Origin of the sequence: Lyngbya sp. CCAP 1446/10, assembly GCF_026130175.1 — a bacterium.
Classification (GTDB): domain Bacteria; phylum Cyanobacteriota; class Cyanobacteriia; order Cyanobacteriales; family Microcoleaceae; genus Microcoleus.
The window spans coordinates 109,769-129,621 of sequence record NZ_JAIGNI010000001.1; the positions used below are offsets into that span (position 1 = coordinate 109,769).

Below are 19,853 nucleotides of genomic sequence, written 5' to 3' on the forward strand. Positions count from 1 at the left end.
AACTGGTTGTTGGCAAGTAGAAATTAACAATTAGGAATTCAGAATTTTGTTCTCGATTGTTTCTTCTTTCTTTATCTAAAAAAATAAGAATTTGATTCGAGATTCGAGATTCCTGATTCCTGCTATCCGTTACATCCGTTACACAATCCGTTGCCGAACTTCCTGCTTCCTAAAATTCTAACCCGGCTTCGCGAGCTGCATCTGCGAGGGCTTTGACGCGACCGTGATAGAGGTTGCCTCCGCGATCGAAGACGACTTTAGCTATGCCAGCGCTGGAACAGCGTTTGGCAATCAACTGACCGACTTGGACGCTCGCGGAGCAGTTGCTGCCAGAACTGAGATCTGACTTCAGTTCTGGGTCGAGGGTTGACGCAGCAGCCAAAGTGTGCTGTGCCGTGTCGTCGATTACTTGAGCGTAGATGTGATTGGACGATCGAAATACCGCTAATCTGGGACGTTCGGCGGTGCCGAATACCTTGCGCCGCACGCGGCGGTGTCTGCGGTGGACTGATTCTTTGCGAGTAAGCTTCATGTTTACTTCTTACCTGTTTTGCCTGTTTTACCAGCTTTGCGACGGACGACTTCGCCGCTGTAGCGAATGCCTTTGCCCTTGTAAACTTCGGGCGGACGCACCGCGCGGATGCGGGCTGCTGTGTTGCCTACGAGTTCTTTGTCAATGCCGGAGACAATGACGTTGGTGTTGCCTTCAACTGCCACTGTGATGCCTTCTGGAGGGGGCATTTCAACTGGCTTACTGTAACCGACGTTTAAAATCAGGTTCCGTCCTTGAACCTGTGCCCGATAACCTGTGCCGATAATTTCTAGGCGACGCTGAAAACCTGCGGAGACACCTTCGACCATGTTGGCGACTAGGGTGCGGCAGAGGCCGTGCAGTTGTCTGGCGACGCGAGATTCGTCTCGGCGGGTAACGAGTAAAGTCTCACCTTCGAGTCCCATGACGATTTCGGCTGGGATTACTCGGGAAAGTTCACCTTTAGGGCCTTTGACGGCTACTTTTTGACCGTCTAGGGTGATGGTGACTTTGGTGGGGATGCTAATCGGACGCTTGCCAATTCGCGACATATTTTTTTGTCCTTTGTTTTTAGTTATTAGTCCTTGATTATTAGCCTTTAGTTATTAGTCCTTAGTGATTGATTCTTGAGTCTGTTTCCAATGACCAGTGACTAATGACTAATGACTAATGACTACCAAACATAACAAAGCACTTCACCGCCCAAACCTTGGCGTCGGGCTTCTCTATCGGTCATAATGCCGCTGGAGGTGGAGATAATGGCAATGCCAATTCCTCCTAATACTCTGGGCAGTTCTTTGCGGTTCGAGTAAACGCGAAGTCCTGGTTTGCTGACTCGCTTAAGTGCCGTGATAATGGGCTTGCGAGTTTTACCTTTGTACTTTAAAGAAAGCACTATAGTTCGCTTAATCCCTTCTGGTTCTGCTTCTTCAAATTCGCTGATAAAGCCTTCGTTTTTGAGAACTTGGGCGATGCTACGGGTCATTTTTGTAGCTGGAATCTGTGTTGTTTGGTGGCGCGCCATGCAAGAATTGCGAATGCGCGTCAACATATCTGCTATGGTATCGTTAGCTGCCATCTTTTGCTTCTTACTCTAGTGCTTAGTTGTCCCGGAACGGCATTCCCATTTCTTTAAGCAAGGCACGTCCTTCTTCGTCGGTATTTGCTGTGGTGATAATTGAAATGTCCATGCCTCGAATTTGATCGATGCGGTCATATTCTATTTCTGGAAAGATTAGCTGTTCTCTCAGACCCAAGCTGTAGTTGCCGCGCCCGTCAAAGCTTTTGGGACTGATGCCGCGGAAGTCGCGGATGCGGGGGAGTGCGAGGTTGATCAGCCGATCGAGAAAATCGTACATCCGATCGCCACGCAGCGTTACCATCACGCCGACTGGTACTCCTTTGCGGATTTTGAAGCCTGCGATCGCCTTTTTCGCCCGCGTCACCACGGGTTTTTGCCCGGTGATGATGGCAATTTCGCTGAGCGACGAATCGAGTGCCTTAGCATTTTGAGATGCTTCTCCCAAACCGCGGTTCACGGTAACTTTGACGAGTTTGGGAACCTGATGGATATTAGTATATTGAAACTGATCCATCAGTTTCGGAACGATTTTTCCTTGATAAAGAACTTTGAGTTTGTCCGGCATAGTTTTTGTGTTTCGTTAACTGTCCCTGGGCTTGGTCAGGGAATTGTTCTTTGTCAGTTGTCAGTTGTTAGTTGCCAGTTGTTAGTTGCCAATTAATGACTAAGGACTAATGACTAATTATCCAGAATTTCTCCGGTTTTTTTGAGTTGTCGCAGTTTACGGCCATCCTCACTAAATGTATAGCAGACGCGGCTGGCGATTTTCTCTTTTTCGGAATAGTGCATCACATTTGAGCTGTGAATGGGAGCCTCAAATGTGACGATTTTTCCCGATTCCCCTTCTTGTTGGGGCTTGACGTGCTTGGTTCTGATATTTACGCCTTTAACAATTACTTTGCTGACTTTAGGATATGTCTTTAAGATTTCTCCGACTTTTCCTTTCTCTTTGCCAGTAATTATTTGCACGGTGTCGCCTGCTTTGACGTGCATTCTGTAGCGCTGCGGCTCGCTAGTTGGTTTACCCTTTTTTCCGTACATTTTAAAGTACCTCTGGGGCTAAGGAAACGATTTTAGTAAAGTTTTTGTCGCGGAGTTCGCGGGCGACTGGCCCGAAAACGCGAGTGCCTTTGGGGTTGCCTTCGGGATTGATAATCACGGCGGCGTTGTCGTCAAAACGAATGCTCATGCCGCTGTCGCGACGTAAAGCTTTGCGGGTTCTGACAATGACGGCTCTGACGACATCGGATTTTTTGACTGCCATATTGGGGATGGCGTCTTTGACGACGGCAATGATGACATCGCCGACTCCGCCGTAGCGGCGGTTGCCGCCTCCCAATACGCGGATGCACATGAGCTTACGAGCTCCGCTATTGTCGGCGACATTGAGGTATGTCTGGGGTTGAATCATGGTGATTGGGGAAAAGGTAATTTGATGCTTACTAACTGCTAACTGCTAATTGCTAATGGATGGTCGATCGCTGGAGAAAGCCGATCGCACTACGCGAGCAATTAGAAATTAACTGTTAGCCATTTTTTGCACCGAAAATCTCAGCAACCATCCAGCGTTTGGTTTTGCTCAAGGGGCGAGTTTCGGTGATGCGGACGCGATCGCCCGATTTGCACTTATTCTCTTCGTCGTGAGCTTTGTAGCGCTTGGTGCGGACTACAATTTTGCCGTATTTGGTGTGGGAAGAGCGGTTTTCGATTGCTACCACGACGGTTTTATCCATCTTGTCGCTGACTACTACGCCAACTCGTTCTTTAACTGCCATAGCTACCTATCTTTGTTGTGCGATTGAGTTTTTTTGAGCTGCTCACTCTGGGCTGACTTCGGTTGGAGCTGCTTCTGCGGCTGCTTGAGATGCGGCTAATTTTTCAGCAGTAGCTTGTGCATCAGCAGCGACTTGGCGCTCGCGTTCAACTGTCATCAATTGAGCGACGCGGTGTTTGGCGTGCTTGAACAGGTGAGGCTTTTCCATGCGGCCAGTAGCTTGCTGAAGCCGCAATTCCATTAGTTGGCGCTTGACGGCTAAAATTTGCTCTGCTAGTGCTGCATCGCTTAATTCTCTAGCTTCTTTAATCTTGGGCAAAGACATAATTGTGTGCTTTCTCGTTAGCGGTCTAGTGACGACAGAATTGTCTAAATCCTGAAGGTCGAAGGACAGAAAAGTGATGAATGGCAGATTTTAAATTGCTGTAGCCCTTTAAAATTTTAACCAATGCCGACCTAATTCTACCTTCGATTATCACGATGACGGGTCTTCCGCGCGGGTGATGAACTTGGTTTTAATCGGTAATTTGAAAGATGCTAAACGCATTGCTTCGCGGGCAATTTCTTCGGTTACACCACCAATTTCAAACATAATCCGGCCGGGTTTGACCACGGCTACCCAAAACTCAGGTGCGCCTTTACCGGAACCCATCCGGGTTTCTGCTGCGCGCTGGGTGACTGGTTTGTCGGGAAAAATGCGAATCCAGATTTTGCCGCCCCGGCGAATATAGCGGGTCATGGCGCGCCGTCCGGCTTCTATTTGGCGGGAAGTGATCCAGGCGGGTTCGATCGCTTGGAGTGCGAAGTCGCCAAAGCTAACTGAGTTGCCGCGGGTGGCAATACCGCTCATTCGCCCGCGCTGTTGTTTGCGGAATTTTGTTCTTTTAGGGCTTAACATGGCTAGGGAATTCAGTAATTGGTAATCGGTATAGCAGACAGCACGAACTTACTCGCCCTTCGCTGTCAACTGTCAACTGTCAACTGTCAATTGACTGTTAGCCTTCGTTCGATCGATCTTCAAAGTTCTGACGGCGGCGCTTTTGTTTAGTCCGGGGCACTGCTGCATTCGGTGCGGATTCTTGTTCCTGTCCGGGAATAATTTCGCCTTTGAATACCCAAACTTTAATACCCAGAATACCGTAGATGGTTTGAGCGGTGCAGTAGGAGTAGTCGATGTCGGCCCGCAGCGTGTGCAAGGGGACTCGGCCTTCGCGCGTCCATTCGGTACGGGCGATTTCTGCGCCGTTGAGGCGTCCGCTGACTTGAATTTTGATGCCTTGGACGCCGACTTTTTGAGCGCGGGTGATTGCTTGGCGGACTACTCGGCGGAAGGATACGCGCCGTTCTAGTTGCTGGGCGATGTATTCTGCGATCAGCGTGGCATCTGCATCTACTCGTTGAACTTCGACGACGTTGATGCGAATTTGGCGATTGCTGCCAAGTTGTTGTTGCAAACCGACGCGCAAGGTTTCGATACCTGCTCCGCCGCGGCCTACGACAACGCCCGGTCTGGCGGTGAATACTTCTAGGTCGATTTGATCGGCTTTGCGTTCAATTCTGACCGAAGAAATGCCAGCATTGCTGAGGGTTTTGCGGACGTACTTGCGAATTTTGAAGTCTTCTTGCAAGAGTTCTGGATAGTTTTTCGGGTCAGCAAACCAGCGAGAGCGGTGCTCTTGGGTAATGCCGAGGCGAAAACCAATTGGATGTATTTTTTGGCCCATAATATTTGATGAGTTAATTGGTAATTGGTAATTGGTAACAGGGAAGGAAGAAGGAAGAAGGAAGAAGGAAGAAGAAAGAAGTAAAAAACAACTGTCTGCCACTCCGTGATTTCCGTGCCTTGAAGAAAAGTAATTGGTGATTACCTATTTTTTCTACTTTAAGCTGTTTATTACCTATTACGTTTTCCCTGGTTTAGTCTTCTGCGATCGGAGCAACTATTACCGTAATGTGGCAAGTTGGCTTGCGGATTTGGTAGGCGCGACCTTGAGCGCGTGGTCTAAAGCGTTTGAGGACTGGGCCTTGGTCTGCGTAAGCTTGAGAGACTACGAGCTTGCTTTTGTCCAATCCTGCGTTGTGTTCGGCGTTGGCTACTGCCGATCGCAAAACTTTGACAATTGGTTCGCAGGCGCGGTAGGGCATGAATTCGAGTAAAATCAGCGCTTCTTGGTAGCTTTTGCCGCGAATTTGGTCGAGGACTCGGCGCACTTTGAAGGGCGATGTTCGGATGTAACGGGCGATCGCCTTAATTTCGGATGTGGTATCTATAGCCATTTCGATTTGGGTAATTGGTAAATGGTAATTGGGGAAAAGGTAATTGGTAATTGGGGAAAAGTTTTTCCGCTTACCTATTACCTGTCACCTAATTAGGCTATCTTTTGGCCTTTTTATCACCACTTTTCGCGTGACCTCTAAAGGTGCGAGTGGGGGAGAATTCTCCGAGTTTGTGACCGACCATTTGGTCTGTCAGGTAGACTGGGACGTGCTGTTTGCCGTTGTGAACTGCGATCGTGTGACCTACCATTTGGGGCAGGATTGTGGAAGATCGCGACCAAGTTTTAATTACTTGTTTTTGGCCTGCGGCATTGAGCTTTTCGATCTTTGTCATCAGATGATCTGCGACAAACGGGCCTTTTTTTAACGATCGAGACATGATTTTGGTAATTAGTAATTAGTAGTTGGAATTGAATTGGGAAGAAAGTTGCAGGAATAAAAGAGCACGGAAAACTTTTTCGTTGTTCCTTCTTCCTTCTTCCTTCTTCCTTCTTCCTTCTTCCTTCTTCCTTAACTTTGTCTGCCGCCCTTGCCACGCTTGGAAGATTTGCGGCGGCGCCGAACGATTAAAGAGTCGCTGCGCTTGTTCTTGCTTCGAGTCTTGGCACCCAATGCTGGTTTTCCCCAAGGACTGACTGGCCCTGGACGCCCGATGGGCGCTCTGCCCTCGCCACCACCGTGCGGGTGATCTACCGGGTTCATGGCACTACCACGAACTGTTGGTCTGCGGCCTTTCCAGCGGGTGCGACCGGCTTTACCGAGGCTGACGTTTCTCGCGTCTGTGTTGCCAACTTGACCGATCGTAGCGTAGCAGTCGGCGCGGACTTTGCGTTGTTCACCGGATGGCAGTTTGAGGGTGACGTAGGTACCTTCTTTTGCCATTAGCTGAGCGCTGGAGCCTGCGGAACGGACGATTTGTCCGCCTTTACCTGGTACTAGCTCGACGTTGTGGATGCTGGTACCGAGGGGAATGTTTTTCAGGGGTAGGGCGTTGCCGATTTCGATCGGCGCGTCTGGGCCTGAGACAATTACTGTACCGACGTTTAAGTTGAGCGGGTGCAGAATGTACCGTTTTTCGCCGTCTTTATAGAACAGGAGGGCGATGCGGGCGTTGCGGTTGGGGTCATACTCGATCGCCTTGACAGTAGCAGGAATGCTGTGTTTGTCGCGGCGGAAGTCGATCGTTCTATAAAGCCGTTTGTGACCGCCTCCCCGGTGGCGACAGGTAATGACGCCTCGGTTGTTGCGGCCTTGTTTGGTGTGCTTGTTGCTGGTTAGAGACTTTTCTGGTTCTGATCTCGTAATTTCAGCAAAGTCCGAGACGGTCTTTTCTCGGGTACTAGAGGTATAAGGTCGGTAAGAACGAATGCCCATAATCGATTTTAGATTTTAGATTTTAGACTTGGGATTTTGGACTTTGCGGTTTTAGATTTTAGATTTGGGATTAATCAGTTAACTTGCCAGTTTCCTAGATGGGGAATTTGCACTAGCTAACTGCAATTCTTTAATCTAAAATCTAAAATCCAAAATTGGCTAAACTTCTGGGAATAGGAGTTTGCGGATCGAGTCTCCGTCTAGCAAAGTGACGGTTGCTCGCTTGTAACAAGGTTTAAAACCGACGAATTTACCAACTCGACGCTTTTTGCGCGGCGGGTTTTGGGTGTTGACAGCGGTGACTTTAACCTTAAATAGCTCTTCGATTGCAGCTTTGATTTGAGGTTTGGTCGCTTTCGGGGCTACGTCGAATGTGAATTGATTTAATTCCATCATTCGGGTAGCTTTCTCGGTGAGAATCGGACGCTGGATCAAATCTGCGTAGTCGCGGGGGTCGATTTTACTCACCGTAAATCTCCTGAATTTTAGCTATGGCTGTAGATGTAACGATAATTTTGTCAGCCGCAAGAACGTCGTAAACATTCAGGGAAGTTGCCAAGATGACGTTGACTAATTCGATGTTGCGTCCTGACAAGTAAACGTTGAGTTGCGGTTCTGGCAAGATTAACAGAACTTTTTTATTGGAGTCGATACCCCAACGGGCGATCGCACTCAGCAGTTCTTTGCTTTTCGGTCTCGGAAATTGCTCTGCAAATTCTTCAACCACAATCATGTCTTCGGTACGACTGAAGAATGCTGTCCGCAAAGCGAGACGGCGTTCCTTCTTGTTCATTTTGACTTCAAAGTCTCTCGGTTTTGGCCCGAAGATGACACCGCCGCCACGCCACAGTGGAGAACGGATCGAACCTGCTCTGGCTCGGCCGGTACCTTTTTGACGCCAGGGTTTGCGGCCACCGCCTCTGACTTCCGCTCTCGTTTTGGTGCAAGCATTGCCTTGACGGGCGTTATTCATTTGCCGCGTCAATGCTCTGTGAACAACGTGAGACGCATTTTCTTCTTTGGCTACGCGAAGCTCTAAAGTTGTTTCTCCAACTTCTTCGCCTTGCCAATTTCGCACTACACAGTTAACCATATCTTTTGTCCTTTGTCGCTTTGTGTTTGTTGTCTGTTTTTGAGTTTTCTGTTGTCTGTTTTTAGTTGTCTGTTGTCTGTTGTCTGTTATTAGCTCTTAGTTTTCAGCTTTTAGTTCTTAGTTATTGCTGACTGCTAACCGCCAACTAATGACTACTGACTGCTGACTACTGACTACTGACTACTGACTACTGGCTACTGACTAACGTCCTACTTTTTTCTCAGGCACAACATTGACTAAAGCGCCAGCTTTTCCGGGAACTGCTCCCTTAATTAGCAACAGATTCTGCTCTGTATCCACCCGGACAATTGTGAGTTTGCGGACGGTGACTTGAACGTTGCCCATACGTCCCGCCATTCTTTTACCGGGATAAACACGACCGGGAGTTGTTCCAGGCCCGATCGATCCAGGTTCGCGGTGATTTTTAGAACCGTGAGACATGGGGCCTCGTTTAAAGTTGTGGCGCTTTTGAAAGCCTGCAAAACCTTTACCGATGCTTGTACCGATGACATCTACTATCTGTCCCGGTGTAAAGGCATCAGCGTTTAGCTGTTGGCCTAATTCAAAGGAACTGGTGTCTTCCAAGCGGTATTCCTGCAAGTGGCGCAATGGATTCGCCCCCGACTTGGCAAGATGTCCCAATTCTGGCTTGTTGAGAGCCTTTGGTTTGACTTCACTGTATCCAATCTGAATGGCACCGTAGCCATCAGTTTGTTTTGTTTTGATTTGAGTTACTGTACAAGGCCCTGCTTGTATGACGGTGACGGGGATTGCTCTCCCTTCAGCGTCAAACACTTGAGTCATGCCTAGTTTAGTGCCAAGAATGCCTACAGACACGGATTTTTCTTCCTTTTGTTTACGCAAGAGGTTTCGGATTACGAAGTTTACGTCAATCCGCTTGCTCTTGTGCAGAAACATCTATTTCAGTGTTTCCGCAATTAACTGTTATCAACCAACAGCTTTCCTCGGTGTTTAAAATTTGAATTTTAAATTTGGGAGCTTGTGGAAGTCTTGCAAGGGTTGAGATTCGAGGCTTTTTGCCTGTTCTATCTCCGACTTTTATTTCGGTCTTGCTTGTTTGGGCTAGGACTTGAATAGTAATCTACTCAGTATCCTTGACAGCGCCAACTAATAACACTACATGAAGTGTTTGCAGTTTGTCAAGGCCTATCTTGATAACTTTTCGCCTCAGCTTTAGCATTTATAATACTTTAAGCTCGCTCTCCTGCGATCGACCAAATGTAAAACCACAGGCAAGACAAATTTATGGGACTGATTACCACTGGTGCGGATATGATTCGGGATTTGGAAAAGTCGGGGTCGCTGGCCCTGTACGTTCCTTTAGAGGGAGGATTTGAGGGGCGCTACCTGCGCAGGCTGAGGGCAAAAGGCTACGGTGCGTACACGATTACGGCGCGGGGCTTGGGCGATTTGGCGATGTATTTGACGGGGATTCATGGGGTGCGGCCGCCGCATTTGGGCAAGAAAACTACTGGCAACGAAGGGGCTGTGGGTTATACCTACTACGTGCCGCCGATGTTGCAAACTCAATTAGATAATTTGCCACCGAAAGCAAAAGGACTGGTACTCTGGATTATTGAAGGGCAGATTTTGTCTAGTCAGGAAGTTGAGTATTTGACTGTTTTGCCGACGCTAGAACCGCGAGTTAAAATAGCAGTAGAGATGGGGGGCGATCGCACTTTTACCTGGAAGCCGCTTAAAGATGCTTTAGTTGCAGCTTAAATTCCGGTATTGGCGATCGCACATCAACTAAAAAACGCAGCGAGCAAATCAAGCTCAACAGCTTAGGCTCGCTGGTTTTGCTCTTTTTGGGAAAAACTTCTTAATTAACAGGAAAAATAATATGCTTCAGAACCGCGATTATACAATAATCATTGACAAAAGCGGCAGTATGTACACGAAAGACCAAATGGGCGGGAAAAGTCGCTGGGCGCTGATGCAAGAATCGACGATCGCACTGGCGAATAAATGCGAAGAACTTGACCCTGATGGCATAACAGTTTATTTGTTTTCCGGTCGTTTCAAACGCTACGACAACGTAACAGCAGCTAAAGTCGTGCAAATATTCCTAGAAAACGAACCTTCCGGGACTACAAATTTGGCGGCGGTTCTCCAAGACGCTCTGAACAGTTATTTTCAGCGCAAAGCATCCGGTAAGACTAAGCAAAATGGGAAAACAATATTAGTGGTGACGGACGGGGAACCGGACGATCGCAAAGAAGTAATGAAAACGATTATAGAAGCATCGCGGAAGCTCGATCGAGATGAAGAGCTGGCGATTTCCTTCATTCAAGTAGGGAATGCCCCAGAAGCTACTAAGTTTCTCAAGATATTGGATGACGAACTGCAAAGCGCCGGGGCTAAATTCGATATCGTTGATACTGTGACGATGGATGATATTGAAGGAATGACCCTGACGGAAGTATTGCTGAATGCAATAACTGATTGAGAAAGCGGTTTATTCAGTTGACAGTTGATAGTTGACAGTTGACAGTTGACAGCTTGAGGGCGACCTCTACCTAGAAGGAAGAGGATTGGAGTGATGTAATAGTCTGCTTTTAATTTCTCCCTACAAGGGTTCCGGCTTTAAACCAATTCTTTCTGGTCAACTTCGCGCGATTGTATTTGTGTTAGTTGGCGCAACAGCATTTTTTAGGGGGTTTTAAGTCATGGAATCGATCGATCGCCTGTTAGCTGAACTTAAGGCAGAATATCAAGCATCTCAAAAAAAAGCTGAGTTGAAAAATCAGCCACCAGTGCCAGCCCAAGCGCCTTTGCCACCAGCAACAGTGCGGTCAAATCCAACAGTTAAAACATCAGATCTAAATTTGTATGCTGGTACTTTAGACAAGGATTTAGCCCAAATTAAGGCTGAGTACGAAGCACAAAATAAATCTCAGGAAGTGGCTGCACTGGAACCGCTTAAGCCTGAGCACGAAGCACAAAACAAAGCTCAGGAAGTGACTGCACTGGAACCGCGGCCAGCCGCAAAGGTTACGCAGCCGGAGTTGGAAGTACAAACGCACAGACAAAAAGTTAGGCAAGCTCAAGTTTGGCTGAAAAATTTGGATAAGAATTCCGATGAGAGATATTGGTTCGATCAGTTTGCTTTTAAGTATTCTTCCAGGATAGATGCGGCGATCGACTATTTGCAAGTTGTGAATGAGTTTGATTGAGATGCAGACGGCGGTTTCAACCGCTTCTTATCAAACGATGTCCGCCTCCGCTGACTGAAGAAAATAACGTCATTTTAACCGTTGAGTAGACCTCTTGCAAAAGTCGCAAACTATCTGCGTTAAATCTGCGGTTGACTGATCAATCAAAGATTTATACAATCTTGTCTAATCTTCAACCCGCGCACCATCCGGGTTTTGTTTGTATAGACGCGGTTTCAACCGCCCGTTCTTCTTTTAGCACTGATGTAGGATTCAGTAGAAATAGAGCCCCCTTTTTTGCTGTATCTTCAGATAGCTTAATTTGTGTAAACTCAACAATACCTTCAGCGATAAAAGAATCTCTCAATTCAGCTTTTTCTCCGCTGTTAAAACCTGTTTCATAAAACACTTCCCGAATCCCAGCAGAAATGACTAATTTCAAACAATAAATGCAGGGTTCTAAGGTGACGTAAATGCTAGCACCAGCGGTAGATATGCCATGTTTTGCAGCAGCGGCGATCGCATTTGCTTCAGCGTGAACCGCCCGCGACGGCAAAGTTTTACTAGCATCGCAACTGCTCAAACCGGGATAGCAGAAGCCTTGAGCCGTACAGTGTAAGGATCCTGACGGCGAACCGTTGTAACCCGTAGCTAGCACTTGCCTGTTTTTCGTGATTACCGCGCCGACGGGAAAAGCCAAACAAGTCGATCGAGTAGCAGCTAATTTTGCTAACATTAAAAAATATTCGTCCCAATTTGGTCTGTGAGGTGGTTCGTAGTTGTCTGGTGTATTGTTCATTTAAAATTTAGAATGAGAACTTTATCGCAACGAGAATTTATTGTCAGAGTCCAGTTGATCCAAATCCCTGATCTCCCCTAGAACTCGAACTTAACATTTTAATTTCTTCAATCTCAACGCGAATTACTGGCGCTATTACCATTTGAGCAATTTTCATGCCTCTTGTCACCTTAAATGAAGTTTGACCGTGATTGATTAAGATCACTCCGATTTCGCCTCGATAGCCCTCATCTATTGTACCTGGTGCATTGAGCACAGTGATTTTGTGATTGAGAGCTAAACCACTTCGGGGACGAATTTGAGCCTCAGTTTTTTCAGGTAATTCTATGGATATACCTGTATGAATTAACTTACTTTCTCCGGGATTAATTTCTAATTCATCTATAGAAAATAAGTCTAGTCCAGCATCAGATTCATGGGCGTATTGGGGAATTATCGCTAATTCATGGAGTTGCAGAATTTTTAATTTCATTTTGTTTGCTGTTTACTTGATTTTAGTCAACCTGAAATTTTCTTGTTTGAGATACCCGACTTTTTACACACAAAGCTCAAGAAACCGGGTTTTTTACAGATATTGAGGGTTTTTAGCTAAATTTGCTTAAAAAACCCGGTTTCTGGCCTACGCAATTAGCCAGAAAAGGCAATCATCTTACGGGGCTAGCCTTGCTTTTCCCAGACGAGTAGCTGTGTACCACTTAGCTATGCCCGGAGCCCAACTTTCAAAATGAGGCCACATCATTTCGCAGAGTTTTTGAATTTCAAGTTGAGCATTTTTCTTATTTCTCAAATCGGAAAAATGCAGAAAAGACCTTAAATTGAAACTGACTACAAAATGCTGACGATAATCAAAGGGTAATTTACCTCTGGCGTGTTCCTCGGACATCCCACCATCGAAGTCAATTTTGTAACGTTTAGCAGCTTCTAGACACCACTCTAAATCTTTTGCTCTTTGTTCAGGAGAATAGTAATATTTTTTGCCTTCCCGGTCAGTATAATAATCTACTGGACGCAGGTAAAAAATATCTTCGATATCTTTTTTGCCGACAGCGGCATCAAGAAATTGATTTCCCGTGTAGCGTAGAGATTGAACATCAAATGATACTCCGACACGATGAGTCCTCGCCTGCTGCATGACACTGTGAGGAAAATAGCCGCAATTAAAAATAATTTGGGGATGTTCTAAGGGGCCATAATGCCCACGATCGCCCGCCAGGAGCCTTTTAACAATTACTTCGCCACATTCTGCCTCTGATGGCCACGAATCCCGTTCGTCAAATACAAAATTCTCAGTATAGTCTTGATGGAGTGCAGCATAAACTACTTGCTGAGGATTTGGTGTCTGAGAAATAACTTCTACTCTGAATCTGTCCATGAGATTTTTATTTTTGATGCCAACTGTAGGTGGTTTGACATTACAACATCCTAGATTGTTTCACAAAAGAGCATTTATGGCAAGTTATTTTTACGCTAATAATTCGCCAACTGGGATGCTAAAACCTGCAAGTACAGCTTGGGTGTTTAGAACTTCATCCGTATTAAATAAACGCCAGCCTTGACTGCATTCACAAATGCGATCGCACATTCTCATAAAACCCAGTCACTGAGAAATTCTAATTGTCCCTGCATCTCGGCGGACGACTTAGTGTTGATCAACCTTAAAACTCCGCGCATTAAATCACCAATGCCGTATCGCTGCTGCGGAGCCAAAATAATTCCTGCATGAGACAAATTTTGCTCCAGCAGAGTTGCGTGTAATCGGTAAAAGTCTCTAGTGTTGAAACTAAAGATAACCCGACCATGTTCTCTTGCCCAATCTAGCTGCTCTTCATCGGATCGATGTAGCATTCCAACATCAGCAACCGTCAGTACATCCACATTACGCGATCTCAAGGCTTGTAAAAAGTCTTCATCCATTGAGTCTTCGTCAATGTACAGTAGTATTTTACTCATCTGCAAACCTGTTAAGCTTTGTTTTTGTGTAAGGTCGCCAGTCTCCAGTATTCAGCATCTTCCTCTGCTAAATCTGCCTCAATTTCATCACGATTAGCATGATAGTAAGCCAAAGCCGCATAAACTTGAGCAAGGCTCAGATGACTCATCCGACGGGCAATCTCTTCGGCTGCTGCGCCTTGTTTGTAAATAACTACTACTCTAGCAACAGAAGTTCTAGTCCCCGCAATCATTGGACGACTGCTAATCTCGGCAGAACGAGTTACTAATGTACCGATGTCAGTTGCAGTTGGCATAATTTGCAAAGTCCTCAGCTATAGTTCAGTCGTTTCTAGTTTATCATTTTATTTTTCGGATCAACTGGGTTTTTGGGATTATTCGCGATCGATTAAATTCCTCAAGCCAACAATTCACTAACTGCCATACTAAAACCTGCAAGTATAGTTTGAGTGTTAACTACTTCATCGGCATTAAACAAACGCCAGCCTTGACCTGCATTCACAAATACTAATCTCGCTTCAGGAAATAGCAGCCAGATTTCCTGACAGCCAGATTCCAAATATTCCTGAGCTTTAGCAAACAATTCCTCGGCGCTATCTTCAGGCGAAGCAACTTCGGCAATTAGGGGAAAACTTTGGGAAAATGCTGTAAAATTGCCTGATGGTGGCAGCAGTTCGGGAGTGATGTAAGCGACATCGGGACGGCGGCCCTGTTTAGCTGTTCGGCACAGTATTTCGGTAAGAACTTCTCCTCCCTGTCCGCTGGAGTCTTTGTAATTGCCCCAGTAACGGGCTAATTTAGATTGAGCCAGACTGTGTTTAAATGTCATGCCTGTTTTCTCCACTAAGTTACCGTCAACCCACTCCATTCTCTCCGGCGGCTTGACGAGAAATTCTTCCAAAGATATAATATTTTGGGGTTGTGTTTCAGTAAAATTTTCGGAGTTTTTTTGAGACATTTTTGATAAAATTAAAGTAGTTGTCATCGTGATTGCCTCGCTTTAGTCAAACATTCAAATCAATACTTTTACTCAACACATACTCTATTGCAATGATACTCTCAAACCGTTTTTCTGAAGCCCTTATCTATGCAGCCGAATTGCACGCAACTCAAATCCGCAAAGGTTCCGGCGTTCCGTATATTGCTCATTTGTTAGGTACTGCTAGTATAGCTTTAGAGTATGGGGCTTCGGAAGATGAGGCGATCGCAGCTTTGCTTCACGATGCGATCGAAGATCAGGGCGGGCCCACCACTCGCGAAGCCATCCGCCGTCGGTTTGGCGATACCGTCACAGCGATTGTAGACGGCTGTACCGACAGCGACGAGACACCGAAACCCCCTTGGCGCGATCGCAAACAAGCTTATATCGATCGCCTTCTCACAGCTTCAGGTTCGGTCAGATTAGTCTCGGCGGCTGATAAACTTTATAATGTGCGATCGATCCTCAAAGATTCCCGTCAATTGGGCGACTCGGTTTGGGAACGCTTTAAAGGCGGCAAAGACGGTTCTCTCTGGTACTATCGTTCTTTGGTACAAGCATTCCGCAAAGCTGAATCAACGCCTCTAGTTGAAGAATTAGACCGCACAGTTTTAGAATTAGAACAGTTTTCTGAAGGCAGAAGGTAAAAAACACTAATTACCAATTACCAATTACCAATTTACAAATGGCAAATGTTCGCTTAGAAAATATTACCAGACGCTACCAAAACGTCACCGCGATCGAAAACATCAGTTTCAAAATCCCGGATGGGGAATTTTGGGTATTAGTCGGGCCTTCCGGCTGCGGAAAGTCTACAATTATGCGGACAATTGCAGGTTTGGAAACCGCAACTTCTGGTAATCTTTATATTGGAGATCATTTAGTTAACAACATTCCGGCGAGACAGCGGGATGTGGCAATGGTGTTTCAAAATTACGCGCTTTATCCGCACATGACTGTCGCAGAAAATTTGGCTTTTGGATTGCGGATGCGGAATGTTGACTCGACTAAAATTCAAGAACGAGTTGAAACTGTAGCCCGATCGCTCTCGATCGACCACCTGCTCAAACGTAAGCCCAAACAGCTATCAGGCGGACAACAGCAGCGGGTAGCACTCGGAAGGGCGATCGCCCGCGAACCCAAAGTTTTCCTACTAGATGAACCACTTTCCAACCTCGATGCTCAACTGCGAGACGACACTAGGGCCGAACTAAAACAACTGCATCAACGACTAGGAATTACCACAGTTTATGTCACCCACGATCAAGTGGAAGCGATGACTTTAGCTGATAAGATTGTTGTCTTAAATGGGGGGAAAATTCAGCAAATTGGAGACCCGCAAAGCATTTATGCTAAACCTGCTAACCGGATGGTTGCGACTTTTTTAGGCAATCCGGCTATGAACATTTTGCCCGCCATTTATGCTAACGAATCTTTTCAGGTAGGAAGTCAATCTTTATCCTGTCCGCCATCGCTTCAAAAAAGATTGCAACCCAGCGAAGGACAAGCATTTGATTTGGGCATTCGTCCAGAAAATATAGAAATTTTTACGTCTCAAACAGCAGCAGATGATGATTTTAAAACTGATGTTTGGGCGTTAGAAAAAGTGCCTCTTGATGTGGAGGTAAAGGTAGTGGAACCTCTGGGGAGAGAAATTTTAATCCGGGCGAGTTTGCCTGCGTTGAGCGCTGAAACTACTGTACAGTTACAAGTACCGGCGGGTGTTCGTTTGCGTCCGGGCGATCGACTGACGGTACAGCTTGACTTCGATCGGCTATTTATATTTGACCCATCCACCGGAGAGGTGCTGTATCCTTAATTTGAAGCCCCCAGATCGATCGCTCGTTACAAAACTTTACACTTGACATTTCTCAATTCGCGAAGTAATGATACAATAAGCATTGCTCGAAAAAAAAGCATCCCCCGAAAGGCTGATTTTTCTGGAAGCGGGGCGATCGCGATCGACAACTTCGCATCTTCACGCCCAGAAGTGGCAAGCCCGCCAGCTCTTGGCAACTCGCGAACCAAAAACTCCGAAAAACGTTCTAGCGGCATTTTTTAGATGAATCCCGACAACCTGCCTCAAATGCTGCAAACAGGATTTCACCTAACTTTAGGTGCAACTTCCTTTTTAATTGAGACATTGCAAGATCCCGTGAAGCGAGAAGCAAATCTGGACAAACTTCGACAGCCAGATTTGAGTCTACTCGCGGATGAGTTGCTGGAAAAAGGAGAAATGACCGATCGAGAAGCGCGGAATTTTGTCGATACAATTTTCTCTCAACCGGGCGTGAGGGAGAATGCAGACAGCGACGCATCCGTCTCGCATCGGCAATCGGATACAGCAACTGACACTCCTCCCGACTCGGTTGTACAACCAGACGTAAAAGATATTCAAGAATTAACTGCACAGATGGCAGCGCTGAGGGCCGAATTGGAAAATTTGCGCTCCGAAAATTCCCAGGATTAAAGAGTAGATCATCTTTAATACAGCCGGAGTTTAGTTGCAACTTACTTGCAAAATTATTTAACAGAACAAAACTTTAGTCATTGTCCCAGTTTTCAGAACCGATCAGGTCGGCGATGCGATCGCGCAGCAAGAAGTCACATTTTTCGAGTTCTCCCTCGACACAAGCCCATTCTCGAGGCGGGATGAACTGACACAAGGTGTAGATAGGCTGTTGTCGGCTCAGGATGCCCTCATGTACGAGGTGGCGTGCTTCATCTTGAATCACATCTAAAGAGTAGCGAAGTTTGTGAATAGTGGAGTGAATCATAATGCGCCCTCAAGGTTTTACTAAAAAAAATTATGGCCCTGTTAATAATATAATCCAAACTTCTCAATATGTAAGTTATTTTTTTCTGTATACAGAGATACTATTTACTGGTCAATTTTAAAAAAGTTATAAGAATGATGAGTAAGCGATCGTATCTTTCTTTAGATGTTGAGACGCGGTACATTTTTTAGGCTAACAGGCTGAGCTGCTGCAAAGCTCTATTCAGGACTTAGGAGTCCGCGCCCGATTTCCGGTTTCTGGATGCTGCGCAGCTCAAAGCCAAATTTCTGGCGAGAAACCAGGTTGATCAATTTAAGTCCTGACTAAGCAAAGGAAAGATTCAGGAGTCCAAAAGCTCAAGCATTGCCCGTTTCGTTAATGCCGAACAGCAATTCTAAAGCGAGAGATTGCGCTATCGGCATCTGCCCGAAACAAAATACATAAGGAATACTCGGAGGCAAGTGCGGCAAAAATTGCTCTAAAACGTAGGGACTGCCGTAAATTAACACAGCTTGCAGTTCTCCCGTCCTTAATAATTTCTTAAACCAATCTTGGGCTGCTTCGGTCAAACCAGCACTGCCTCGAAAGCAATTACCGCGAATGAAAATTTGCAGCAGTGTCGGAGAAAAATGCTCTGCACCTGTATTATCAACGATCGCGCCTGTGCGATCGTCAATTAGTTGCAATTCGTAACCAAACTGTTCCGGCAGGGCGATCGCCGGAGTGTGTTTGCCCAAAAACTCGCAACCCAAAACATCATCTACAATAATCAAATTCCGCAAAACCTGGTTTTCTGAGGGCTTTTTCGCGACTAAAGGTAGATTTCCCCCAAATTTCAAAGAATCTCGCAAAATATCGACAGCCGTTGCCCTTGCTTCTGGATTTGCTAGCAAACTTAAGTCGATCGAGTCGATCGACATTGAATCTGCTGCTTTTTCCTTTTCCTTGATTAACAAACCGACTTTAGCTTTAGCTTCCCAGATTCGTTTGACAGATTCCTTGATTTGTGATATGGGAATCCGCCCTTGAGTCACAGCTTCGCAGACAGCCAGAATCGCCGCTTCCGGGTCAAGTGGCATCAGCAAAACATCAGCCCCAGCCTCAGCAGCCAAAACAGCAGCTTCATTAACACCATACTTATTGGCGATCGCACCCATCACCAAAGCATCCGTCACGATCAAACCATCAAACCCCAACTCTTCCCGCAGCTTCCCAATCAAAATTTTGCGAGAAAGAGTAGCAGGAAACTCGGCATCCCAAGCCGGAATCAGTAAGTGGGCGCTCATCACAGCATCGACCCCAGCGGCGATCGCCTCAACAAAAGGCGGCAACTCAACAGCAGCCAATCTCGCTGGCGAATGCGGCAAAACCGGCAATTCCAAGTGAGAATCAACCGCCGTATCTCCATGACCGGGAAAATGCTTAGCTGTAGTCAAAACCGGGTGCCCAAGAGCGCCGCGAATAAAAGCACTTGCCAATTTGCCGACAATTTCCGATGTCTCGCCAAAAGCGCGGACGTTAATCACGGGATTGTCGGGATTGTTGTTAACATCGACGACTGGTGCGAGAATCCAATTTAGACCGATCGCCCTAGCTTCGATCGCAGTCACAGATCCCATTTGTTCAGCATATCGATCGGCTTTACCTGCATCATGCGTCGCAATTTCAGCCATAGCCATCGGTGGCCCGAACCAAGTCGCCCCGGCGAACCGCTGGCCGACACCTTCCTCAATATCAGCCGCCAGCAGTAGCGGAAATTTGGCCCAAGACTGCAATTGGTGCGATCGCACCGCCAACTCAGCAGCACTTCCTCCCACCAAAATCACACCGCCCACGCCCAACTTTTCCAGATAATAGCGGAGTTTGTCGGCCGTTGGTTCCCAGGCCCGATAGCGAATTTGGTGGTCGAACAAGTAGCCTGAAGCGCGCACTACAAACATCTGGGCTACCAGTTCGGGTAAGGAAAGATTGTCAATCATGGGTAAGTGGGAATTGTTGACTGTTGACTGTTGACTGTTGACTGTTGACTGTTGATTGCCTT

General features: G+C 46.5%; 32 protein-coding genes. 7 read left to right on the plus strand and 25 right to left on the minus strand.

All coding sequences use genetic code 11. From position 1 onward, the window contains the following. Positions 1-169: 169 nt before the first annotated feature. The 17 genes from rplR to rplC all read right to left on the minus strand — a co-directional run bounded on the left by rplR (position 170) and on the right by rplC (position 8,968). The gene (gene rplR / locus K4039_RS00535) at positions 170-532 is read right to left on the minus strand and encodes a 50S ribosomal protein L18 (RefSeq protein ID WP_265233159.1); all 363 of its coding nucleotides are present in this window, start codon (positions 530-532) and stop codon (positions 170-172) included. 2 nt (positions 533-534) lie between these two features. Further along, positions 535-1,083 carry a 50S ribosomal protein L6 gene (gene rplF / locus K4039_RS00540; protein ID WP_265233160.1) on the minus strand — a complete coding sequence of 183 codons (549 nt, stop codon included), beginning with the start codon at positions 1,081-1,083 and terminating at the stop codon, positions 535-537. A 122-nt stretch (positions 1,084-1,205) separates the two neighbouring features. Next, positions 1,206-1,610 (minus strand): 30S ribosomal protein S8, encoded by a 405-nt coding sequence (gene rpsH, locus K4039_RS00545; protein WP_265233161.1) that lies wholly within the window; start codon positions 1,608-1,610, stop codon positions 1,206-1,208. A 22-nt stretch (positions 1,611-1,632) separates the two neighbouring features. Beyond that, positions 1,633-2,178: a 50S ribosomal protein L5 gene (gene rplE / locus K4039_RS00550; protein WP_265233162.1), complete on the minus strand. Its 546-nt coding sequence runs from the start codon at positions 2,176-2,178 to the stop codon at positions 1,633-1,635. A 113-nt stretch (positions 2,179-2,291) separates the two neighbouring features. Beyond that, on the minus strand, positions 2,292-2,654 hold the full coding sequence (gene rplX, locus K4039_RS00555) for a 50S ribosomal protein L24 (RefSeq protein ID WP_265233163.1): 363 nt from the start codon (positions 2,652-2,654) through the stop codon (positions 2,292-2,294). A 1-nt stretch (position 2,655) separates the two neighbouring features. Further along, complete coding sequence (rplN, locus tag K4039_RS00560) at positions 2,656-3,024, minus strand: 50S ribosomal protein L14 (RefSeq protein WP_193973611.1); 369 nt, start codon at positions 3,022-3,024, stop codon at positions 2,656-2,658. Positions 3,025-3,139: 115 nt separating this feature from the next. Beyond that, entirely contained in the window at positions 3,140-3,388 is a 249-nt protein-coding gene (rpsQ, locus tag K4039_RS00565) for a 30S ribosomal protein S17 (RefSeq protein WP_265233165.1), read from the minus strand. Positions 3,389-3,430: 42 nt separating this feature from the next. Next, complete coding sequence (rpmC, locus tag K4039_RS00570) at positions 3,431-3,712, minus strand: 50S ribosomal protein L29 (protein ID WP_265233166.1); 282 nt, start codon at positions 3,710-3,712, stop codon at positions 3,431-3,433. 150 nt (positions 3,713-3,862) lie between these two features. Further along, positions 3,863-4,285 carry a 50S ribosomal protein L16 gene (gene rplP, locus K4039_RS00575; RefSeq protein ID WP_265233167.1) on the minus strand — a complete coding sequence of 141 codons (423 nt, stop codon included), beginning with the start codon at positions 4,283-4,285 and terminating at the stop codon, positions 3,863-3,865. 97 nt (positions 4,286-4,382) lie between these two features. Then, positions 4,383-5,111: a 30S ribosomal protein S3 gene (gene rpsC / locus K4039_RS00580; RefSeq protein ID WP_265233168.1), complete on the minus strand. Its 729-nt coding sequence runs from the start codon at positions 5,109-5,111 to the stop codon at positions 4,383-4,385. Positions 5,112-5,304: 193 nt separating this feature from the next. Then, positions 5,305-5,664 carry a 50S ribosomal protein L22 gene (rplV, locus tag K4039_RS00585; protein WP_265233169.1) on the minus strand — a complete coding sequence of 120 codons (360 nt, stop codon included), beginning with the start codon at positions 5,662-5,664 and terminating at the stop codon, positions 5,305-5,307. Between the two features lie 97 nt (positions 5,665-5,761). Further along, positions 5,762-6,043, minus strand: a complete 282-nt coding sequence (gene rpsS, locus K4039_RS00590) for a 30S ribosomal protein S19 (protein WP_265233170.1) — start codon at positions 6,041-6,043, stop codon at positions 5,762-5,764. Then, entirely contained in the window at positions 5,949-6,200 is a 252-nt protein-coding gene (locus K4039_RS00595; protein WP_265233284.1) for a hypothetical protein, read from the minus strand. The genes rpsS and K4039_RS00595 overlap by 95 nt, the downstream gene beginning before the upstream one ends. After that, a complete protein-coding gene (rplB, locus tag K4039_RS00600) occupies positions 6,175-7,038 on the minus strand; it encodes a 50S ribosomal protein L2 (RefSeq protein WP_265233171.1) in 864 nt (287 codons plus the stop codon). Before rplB ends, K4039_RS00595 begins: the two co-directional genes overlap by 26 nt. Before the next feature lie 159 nt (positions 7,039-7,197). Continuing rightward, a complete protein-coding gene (locus K4039_RS00605; RefSeq protein ID WP_265233172.1) occupies positions 7,198-7,506 on the minus strand; it encodes a 50S ribosomal protein L23 in 309 nt (102 codons plus the stop codon). Then, positions 7,499-8,131, minus strand: a complete 633-nt coding sequence (gene rplD, locus K4039_RS00610; RefSeq protein ID WP_265233173.1) for a 50S ribosomal protein L4 — start codon at positions 8,129-8,131, stop codon at positions 7,499-7,501. The genes K4039_RS00605 and rplD overlap by 8 nt, the downstream gene beginning before the upstream one ends. A 201-nt stretch (positions 8,132-8,332) precedes the next feature. Further along, positions 8,333-8,968, minus strand: coding sequence for a 50S ribosomal protein L3 (gene rplC, locus K4039_RS00615; protein WP_265233277.1), 636 nt, complete (start codon positions 8,966-8,968; stop codon positions 8,333-8,335). Positions 8,969-9,397: 429 nt separating this feature from the next. Between rplC and K4039_RS00620 the strand changes: the two genes are divergently transcribed. The 3 genes from K4039_RS00620 (at position 9,398) to K4039_RS00630 (ending at position 11,328) form a co-directional block, all read left to right on the plus strand. After that, the gene (locus tag K4039_RS00620) at positions 9,398-9,874 is read left to right on the plus strand and encodes an NAD(P)H-quinone oxidoreductase subunit N (protein WP_265233174.1); all 477 of its coding nucleotides are present in this window, start codon (positions 9,398-9,400) and stop codon (positions 9,872-9,874) included. Between the two features lie 121 nt (positions 9,875-9,995). Continuing rightward, positions 9,996-10,601 (plus strand): VWA domain-containing protein, encoded by a 606-nt coding sequence (locus K4039_RS00625; protein WP_265233175.1) that lies wholly within the window; start codon positions 9,996-9,998, stop codon positions 10,599-10,601. Positions 10,602-10,821: 220 nt separating this feature from the next. Further along, on the plus strand, positions 10,822-11,328 hold the full coding sequence (locus tag K4039_RS00630) for a salt stress protein, Slr1339 family (RefSeq protein WP_265233176.1): 507 nt from the start codon (positions 10,822-10,824) through the stop codon (positions 11,326-11,328). Positions 11,329-11,500: 172 nt separating this feature from the next. On the opposite strand, the gene K4039_RS00635 is transcribed toward K4039_RS00630, so the two are convergent. The 6 genes from K4039_RS00635 to K4039_RS00660 form a co-directional block, all read right to left on the minus strand. Further along, the gene (locus K4039_RS00635) at positions 11,501-12,106 is read right to left on the minus strand and encodes a dCMP deaminase family protein (RefSeq protein WP_265233177.1); all 606 of its coding nucleotides are present in this window, start codon (positions 12,104-12,106) and stop codon (positions 11,501-11,503) included. A gap of 43 nt (positions 12,107-12,149) precedes the next feature. Then, entirely contained in the window at positions 12,150-12,578 is a 429-nt protein-coding gene (gene dut, locus K4039_RS00640; protein ID WP_265233178.1) for a dUTP diphosphatase, read from the minus strand. 177 nt (positions 12,579-12,755) lie between these two features. After that, positions 12,756-13,478 (minus strand): FAD-dependent thymidylate synthase, encoded by a 723-nt coding sequence (thyX, locus tag K4039_RS00645; RefSeq protein ID WP_265233179.1) that lies wholly within the window; start codon positions 13,476-13,478, stop codon positions 12,756-12,758. A gap of 212 nt (positions 13,479-13,690) precedes the next feature. Next, positions 13,691-14,056, minus strand: coding sequence for a DUF5615 family PIN-like protein (locus K4039_RS00650; protein WP_265233181.1), 366 nt, complete (start codon positions 14,054-14,056; stop codon positions 13,691-13,693). An 11-nt stretch (positions 14,057-14,067) separates the two neighbouring features. Beyond that, positions 14,068-14,352, minus strand: a complete 285-nt coding sequence (locus tag K4039_RS00655) for a DUF433 domain-containing protein (protein WP_265233182.1) — start codon at positions 14,350-14,352, stop codon at positions 14,068-14,070. Between the two features lie 101 nt (positions 14,353-14,453). Beyond that, positions 14,454-15,041 carry a Uma2 family endonuclease gene (locus K4039_RS00660; RefSeq protein ID WP_321161481.1) on the minus strand — a complete coding sequence of 196 codons (588 nt, stop codon included), beginning with the start codon at positions 15,039-15,041 and terminating at the stop codon, positions 14,454-14,456. Between the two features lie 65 nt (positions 15,042-15,106). Here K4039_RS00660 and K4039_RS00665 point away from each other — a divergent pair, with 65 nt between their 5' ends. The 4 genes from K4039_RS00665 (at position 15,107) to K4039_RS00680 (ending at position 17,505) form a co-directional block, all read left to right on the plus strand. Then, positions 15,107-15,682: an HD domain-containing protein gene (locus K4039_RS00665; RefSeq protein ID WP_265233183.1), complete on the plus strand. Its 576-nt coding sequence runs from the start codon at positions 15,107-15,109 to the stop codon at positions 15,680-15,682. 38 nt (positions 15,683-15,720) lie between these two features. Further along, positions 15,721-16,854, plus strand: a complete 1,134-nt coding sequence (locus tag K4039_RS00670) for an ABC transporter ATP-binding protein (RefSeq protein WP_265233184.1) — start codon at positions 15,721-15,723, stop codon at positions 16,852-16,854. Between the two features lie 82 nt (positions 16,855-16,936). Next, on the plus strand, positions 16,937-17,101 hold the full coding sequence (locus K4039_RS00675; protein ID WP_265233185.1) for a hypothetical protein: 165 nt from the start codon (positions 16,937-16,939) through the stop codon (positions 17,099-17,101). Continuing rightward, on the plus strand, positions 17,098-17,505 hold the full coding sequence (locus K4039_RS00680) for a hypothetical protein (RefSeq protein ID WP_265233186.1): 408 nt from the start codon (positions 17,098-17,100) through the stop codon (positions 17,503-17,505). Before K4039_RS00675 ends, K4039_RS00680 begins: the two co-directional genes overlap by 4 nt. Before the next feature lie 73 nt (positions 17,506-17,578). Here K4039_RS00680 and K4039_RS00685 read toward each other — a convergent pair whose 3' ends face one another. Both K4039_RS00685 and K4039_RS00690 read right to left on the minus strand, forming a co-directional pair. After that, positions 17,579-17,812, minus strand: a complete 234-nt coding sequence (locus K4039_RS00685; RefSeq protein WP_265233187.1) for a DUF4327 family protein — start codon at positions 17,810-17,812, stop codon at positions 17,579-17,581. Between the two features lie 356 nt (positions 17,813-18,168). Then, positions 18,169-19,791 carry a glycoside hydrolase family 3 N-terminal domain-containing protein gene (locus tag K4039_RS00690; protein WP_265233188.1) on the minus strand — a complete coding sequence of 541 codons (1,623 nt, stop codon included), beginning with the start codon at positions 19,789-19,791 and terminating at the stop codon, positions 18,169-18,171. Between the last annotated feature and the right edge of the window lie 62 nt (positions 19,792-19,853).